The sequence below is a fragment of the Arthrobacter sp. H14 genome (assembly GCF_000520495.1).
Taxonomy (GTDB): Bacteria; Actinomycetota; Actinomycetes; order Actinomycetales; family Micrococcaceae; genus Arthrobacter_C.
This window is the reverse complement of the sequence record NZ_AZRX01000482.1, coordinates 1-5,619: the sequence shown is the minus strand read 5'-3', so window position 1 is coordinate 5,619 and position 5,619 is coordinate 1. Positions and strand designations below refer to the sequence as shown.

Annotated in this window: 9 protein-coding genes and 1 pseudogene; 5 read left to right on the top strand and 5 right to left on the bottom strand. The window is 59.1% G+C overall.

What is annotated here, in order from left to right; translation table 11 throughout:
- Positions 1-170: pseudogene (locus tag Y707_RS30410) on the bottom strand (IS3 family transposase); the annotation flags it as partial.
- A 159-nt stretch (positions 171-329) separates the two neighbouring features.
- Between Y707_RS30410 and Y707_RS0101475 the strand changes: the two are divergent.
- The 4 genes from Y707_RS0101475 (at position 330) to Y707_RS0101460 (ending at position 2,279) form a co-directional block, all read left to right on the top strand.
- Positions 330-614, top strand: a complete 285-nt coding sequence (locus Y707_RS0101475; protein ID WP_051441531.1) for a ribbon-helix-helix domain-containing protein — start codon at positions 330-332, stop codon at positions 612-614.
- Entirely contained in the window at positions 611-850 is a 240-nt protein-coding gene (locus tag Y707_RS0101470; RefSeq protein ID WP_026533796.1) for a hypothetical protein, read from the top strand. Before Y707_RS0101475 ends, Y707_RS0101470 begins: the two co-directional genes overlap by 4 nt.
- 295 nt (positions 851-1,145) lie before the next feature.
- The gene (locus Y707_RS22535; protein ID WP_051441530.1) at positions 1,146-1,973 is read left to right on the top strand and encodes an aminoglycoside adenylyltransferase domain-containing protein; all 828 of its coding nucleotides are present in this window, start codon (positions 1,146-1,148) and stop codon (positions 1,971-1,973) included.
- 84 nt (positions 1,974-2,057) lie between these two features.
- Entirely contained in the window at positions 2,058-2,279 is a 222-nt protein-coding gene (locus Y707_RS0101460) for a hypothetical protein (protein ID WP_026533795.1), read from the top strand.
- A gap of 110 nt (positions 2,280-2,389) precedes the next feature.
- Here Y707_RS0101460 and Y707_RS0101455 read toward each other — a convergent pair whose 3' ends face one another.
- A complete protein-coding gene (locus Y707_RS0101455; RefSeq protein WP_155852632.1) occupies positions 2,390-2,914 on the bottom strand; it encodes a hypothetical protein in 525 nt (174 codons plus the stop codon).
- 205 nt (positions 2,915-3,119) lie between these two features.
- Between Y707_RS0101455 and Y707_RS0101450 the strand changes: the two genes are divergently transcribed.
- Positions 3,120-3,911 (top strand): GNAT family N-acetyltransferase, encoded by a 792-nt coding sequence (locus tag Y707_RS0101450; protein ID WP_026533793.1) that lies wholly within the window; start codon positions 3,120-3,122, stop codon positions 3,909-3,911.
- 79 nt (positions 3,912-3,990) lie between these two features.
- On the opposite strand, the gene Y707_RS0101445 is transcribed toward Y707_RS0101450, so the two are convergent.
- The 3 genes from Y707_RS0101445 to Y707_RS22530 all read right to left on the bottom strand — a co-directional run.
- Complete coding sequence (locus Y707_RS0101445) at positions 3,991-4,740, bottom strand: class I SAM-dependent methyltransferase (RefSeq protein ID WP_026533792.1); 750 nt, start codon at positions 4,738-4,740, stop codon at positions 3,991-3,993.
- 170 nt (positions 4,741-4,910) lie between these two features.
- On the bottom strand, positions 4,911-5,309 hold the full coding sequence (locus tag Y707_RS0101440) for a GNAT family N-acetyltransferase (protein WP_026533791.1): 399 nt from the start codon (positions 5,307-5,309) through the stop codon (positions 4,911-4,913).
- Between the two features lie 30 nt (positions 5,310-5,339).
- Positions 5,340-5,619 (bottom strand): transposase (locus Y707_RS22530; RefSeq protein ID WP_035779851.1); only part of this gene is annotated, 280 nt, incomplete at its 5' end.

The window sequence follows — 5,619 nt, the reverse complement described above, 5'->3', positions numbered from 1 at the left end:
GTCTGGCCGGCGTTCTTCTCGCTGCCGTACTGCTGAAGCCACCGATACCAGGTCGCCTCAGTAATCTGCAGCTCCTTGATGACCTCGATCATCGGGCGACCGTCGTTAAGCATTTTCTGGCCCTGGCGAACTTTCGCGATGACCTGATCCGGGGTATGTCTACGTGCCATTGTTGTGAATTTCCTCCTGCATCCATTATCGGATGCGAAACTCACATAGTCACCGGGCTCCTACCCGGGGACCCAACCACGGGGTATCCAATTTATGTAAGGCCGGATCTTCGCGAGTTCGGAGAAGTTTCAATATCCAGCGAGCATGTCTTGTTAGCTATGAGGAATTCGGTTGCAGACATATGGAATGGTCCGGAACTAGGCGGTAAAGAGATCTCTGAGGACCAGGTCGATGCCTGGGTGGCGGAAGCCGAACGTGGCTACGACCCCGAATGGCTGGGCACACGGCTGGGCCGTCCTACCCGTGCCGAATCACCAGCGAAGGTCGTGCCTGTCCGCCTGACCGAAGCAGAACTCGATGCCGTAATGGCACGCGCCGAACGCGATCACCTCAGCCGGTCCGAGGCCATACGCCGCGCACTGGCCGAGTGGTCCGTCGCGTGATCATCCGTCATTCCGCGCGCAAACATGGCATCCCCGACGAAGACATAGTCACCGCGGTCGGGTCGCCGATCCTCTCTGGCTCGCTCGACGATGAGAACCCTCAGCGCATTCTTATCCTTGGATTCGACACTCACGGGCGCGTCATCGAGCTCGTTGTTCTCGTCCACGACGACGGCACCGAAGAGGCCATTCACGCAATGAAAGCACGCAAGAAGTACCTCGACCTGATCCCTTGATCCAGCGGACGAGTATGGCGCAGCTGAACCACGTCCCGAAAACAGAGGAAACCGGGCACAAGGATTACTGTCATTCTCAGAACTCGTCTGCACGGCCCGGCGCAGTCATCATCTTCGGGTCGTGCCATGTGAACTCTGAACGCTGGTTGTTCAGTACACGTGTGTCGCAAGCGGATCCGCTAGCGGTCGGGACGGCGGGCATCTCGACCGACCGTGCGGCCTCACTGGGTTGCCTCGGCATCTTCGAGGGGCAGTTCGATTGCAGTTTGGTGTGGCCGCGTTCTACTCTCGGCTCATGGACGCGCCCAACTTCATAACGCCGTACGCCGATCTCGACGAGGTCCTCGCAGAGATGCTCGGACACTGGCAGCGGATTCTAGGCGAGAATCTCGCCGGGGCCTACGTGCAAGGCTCATTCGCGCTCGGGGCCGGCGACCAACACAGCGACTGCGACTGGCTCGTGGCAACCCGAGGCTCCTTATCTGAACCGCAGATCACACAGCTGCGGAAACTGCACGACGAGATTCCCACCCGCGAAGGGCGCTGGTGCCAGGATCTCGAAGGATCCTATGCACCGGTCGATCAGCTCGCCTCGGTCGAGCACCTCGATCGCAAGTGGCTGTTCAATGACCACGGGCACCGCACCCTGAAGTGGGACGACCACTGCAACCGGGGTTACACCCGCTGGATCCTGCGCGAACACGGCATCACCCTGACCGGACCCGTGCCGCGTTCCTTCATGCCAGTAGTGGCCGCAGACCTGCTGCGTCGCGAGGCGGCTACGTCGCTACCGACCCTCCTGGAGGACCTCGCCACCTGGATCGACATCGACACCCTCGCCTGGGGGCAACGCTATACCGTACTCACAACCTGCCGCATCCTCTACACGCTCGAAACTGCCGAGGTCGCCAGCAAGCCCGGAGCTTTGGAGTGGGCCCTGCGCACACTGCATCCACGCTGGCGGCCGCTGCTGGGACAAGTCCGCGACGAGCGCGGCCTCGGATGGGACCCGAAGGTGCCGCCACGCACCGGCGAGGCCGACGCTGCCCGCGCATTCGTCGCGCATGCCCTCGAAACCGCCGATAGGCAAACGTCCTCGAGCAGAGCCGCTGACATCCCGTAAGCGGATCCCCGTCCCCGGCCCAGACCGGGGACGGGGTCGATCAGTCCGCCTATGAACCGCGATGGGGTTTATGGCGCTACCCAGATGAGGGAGCCCGGTAAGGTTGGAGCGCTGACGCCGAGAAAGGCGCTGATCTTGGCTGGAGTCTGGGCGGTGGTGGGCGTAGTTTTGGTTGTGCTGAGCATGGTCAACGGTGGATCGCTGATCGTGGGTCTGATCATGGCCTCAGCGTACTTTGTCGTCGTCGTACTCATGTTGGTGGTCTGGCGCATTGCCAGGCGCCGCGCCGAACGAGACAAGCTGTAGTATCTGCTCCAGGTCACACGAACGATCCCGCAGGAGGATCCACAACTGACGCAGTAGAAGTTAGCGAGGGTGCCGGTTGCCACCTAAGCCTCTATGCCTCAGCGCCCAAGTCAATGTCGGTGCAGAAGGCGGGACAGTCTGTCCCGCCTGCGGCGGAATTCATCGTGGGCCCGATCGAGCACGGAGTCGTACGCGTCTGGGTCGAATTTGAACTCTGTTGAGTTCGGGATCAGGGCACCTTCACTGCCGTCCTGGTATTCGTCTTTCCATCCGAAGGCTCGCCATATGACTGACTCAAGGGTCCGCTCGATTTCCACCGTCAAGATGCCATCGGTGACGTCAAAGCAGGCCGCACAGTAGTAGATCTCCGCCCTCGTCGGCCTTTGGCCGACAGCGGGTCCTTGCAATTGGATCAACTGGTCGTTCGCTTCCCTCCGGGATGTTGAAGAAAGCATTGTGACAAGGTCAGCCACGGGAACCTTCTCGTCTGACTCGGATTGTTCCCAGTCACGCCACCAATAGCGCAGCGGCTTGCCATCAATGACAATATCCAAGCGCTGGCTTTCGGTAGCTTTTCTCTTGCCGGAAGCATCAGCGAATGCGGTGGAAATGAACTCAGGATCCTGCGGCTCCAACATCAAAACGTTCCTCTGCCTCATCTGAGCATCCTACCGATCCGGCTGATACACCTACACGGATGGAAAAAGAAGGACAAGCCGTAGACCTGCCGCTCCTCGTTAGTGCCTCAGCAAAGGTTTCGCATTGAAGGATCCGTCAGCGGGACGGCGGGCCACGATGGTCAGAGCATCTTGGCCGGTCAATCGAAGTTAGGCTTCGAATATGCCAGATACCTTCGAAGAGCCTACTCAAGCTGCGGAGCTGGCTGTTTTTGAGCGTAAGTCGCTATCGCTTGATGCGGCGGCGGCCGCAGGTTTGCCCGGCCGGTTCGAATCATTCTGCATGGGCGGACTGCGGGCGAGCATGACAACCGCGGATCAATATGGTTTCCTCAACGCAATTGAAGGCGTCACCGATCAGTCAGTGGAGTTCCTGCCCGACGTACTCAGAAGGTTTCCAGACCCGCGTCAGCCAGCCATCGTCGCAACGTTCCCATCGCTGGAACTAATCGACTGGCTGTTAGACGAAGGTTACGAACCGGCACCTGCGCGACCAATTACCTACTTGCGTCCGGGCCATGACTTTTCCATGGCAAAAATGAGCGCTGAGAGGTGGCAGATACGCGAAGTTTCGACCAAGGGCGAGACCATGGCTTTTCTGGACCTTCTTGAAGCCGGCTACGCCGAGACGAGCGATGTGGGGGCTTTGATCCGGGCGGAGCACGCCCTTCCAATCATTCGTGGTTTTATCGCTTCCCGGAACGATCAGCCCCTCGCCGCGGCAGCCATGTCCCTGCACGCCACCGGAGCGGTAATTGGCGGTGCCTGCACACTCCCAACAGCGCGAGGCACTGGAGCCCAAAGAGCCCTCCTCGCCCACCGACTGCAACTGGTGGAAACTTTAGGCATGCCGCTGGCCGCGGCTACAGCGGCTTCCGGAACACCGAGCATCCGAACCCTCACAAAACTGGGATTTACCATCGTTGAACGCACAGCCTGGCGCTTCAATCGATGAACCGTGCACAAAAGTCTCCCAACCGGAAAGCGCACTGATAACCGATCCACAATCGGAGCGACTCTTGACATGCGCAATGTTAGTGTCCCGGTCGCAAGAGGAAAGCGAACTCGGAGGCATCGGGAGCAGCAGCACCACCTTGTACGCCGTTGATAGCCGATACGGTCAAACCAGTGTCTTCGACCAACTCACGGAAGCCTTCCTGAGTTTGCCAGTGCAATGTCCATGGCCGCTCTTCGACGATGTTTTCTCCGTCGAAGTGCTTCTCATATCGAAGCACGGTTCGTTGAGTCCTCGCGTCCTCATCTCGGTCTTCGGAAATGACCGATACACGTAAGGCAGTCCCGTCTTCGGTCATCGCTTCTTTGATTTTGCCGATCTGATCCTGTGGAGTCGGTGAGGGTATGAATAGCGGCACAAGCGCCGAACCGTCGTCGGTGAGATGTTTTCTGATGCCTTGAAGCGCGCGAACGGCCGTCTGGTCGTCGGGGAGCAGCGTGAAAGTCGGTCCAGCAAGGAAGATCGAAGCATATCGGCGAGGCAGGTTAAGTTCTTCCATTCGTTGGTGATGCAAAGGGACATTGAGCCGCTCCTGGGCAGCTCGTTCAGCGCACCGTGCAAGCATGTCCGCAGATGAGTCGACGCCGTCAACGTCGATTCCGTTGCGCCGCAGGTCGAGAATAGGATCTCCGTCTCCGCACCCGAGTTCGAGCGCGGGCTGCCCGGATTGCGCGATGAACGACGCGTAGGGCTCCCATGCCTGGGAGTGTGTCTTCAGCGGTTTATAGAGCTCTGCGACAATTCCGGTATAGAAATCCGATGCATCCATCCGGCCGATTCTTCCACAGGGTTCTGCTTCCTATATTCGGTCAGCAGTTGGGCTCCACCATCCAATCGACCTCACGCAGTGGGTTGGGCACCCAGGAACGCCTCCTGCAAGAGGAGCGGCTTACGATAACTCCCCCTGCGTCCAAGGGTGTCCCGCTCCATGGCCAGCTATCAGAGAGGTTGCGTGAGCGAAAGCAACCCGGCCTCTGTGGGGGTGAATCCACAACTGCTGTAGAAGCCGGCTAGGGACGGCTCGAAGTCGACGTGGAGCCATTGGCAACCATGAAGTTTGGTCTGGCGGGTCAAAGTCTGAACCAGTGTCCGGCCTATGCCGGTTCGTTGGCGGTCTGGCGCGACAATAGTGTCCAGCAAGAACGCGTGTGCTCCACCGTCCCATACTGCATGCACGAAGCCGACAAGTTCCTCGGCGGAGAATGCGCCCACCCAGGTCACACTGTGCCTGCTAAGTCTTTCCTGCCAGGGAATCAGCCGGTATGAGGACGCGAACGCTGCAGCATGCAGCTGCGAAACAGCCTCGTCGTCCACATCGAAGCGAATGCGAATGTCCATATGGGGATAATAGTCACCAAGGAAACCTTGCTAGTGTCCTGATTCGTTAATTCGTTTCAGGTATCTGGCGATGGAGGCGAGGATGTCTTCGGCGGTTTTGGTCCAGATGAAGGGTTGTGGATCCACGTTCCAGGCCTTCACCCAGCTGCGGAGGTCTTTCTCGAGGGCTTGCACGCTGCGGTGATCAGAACGTTGCAGTAGGTCCCGGGTCACTTCCGCGAAGACACGCTCGACCTGGTTGATCCACGACGAGTACGTCGGGGTGAAGTGCATGTGGAACCGTGGGTGCTTCTCAAGCCAGTTCTTCACT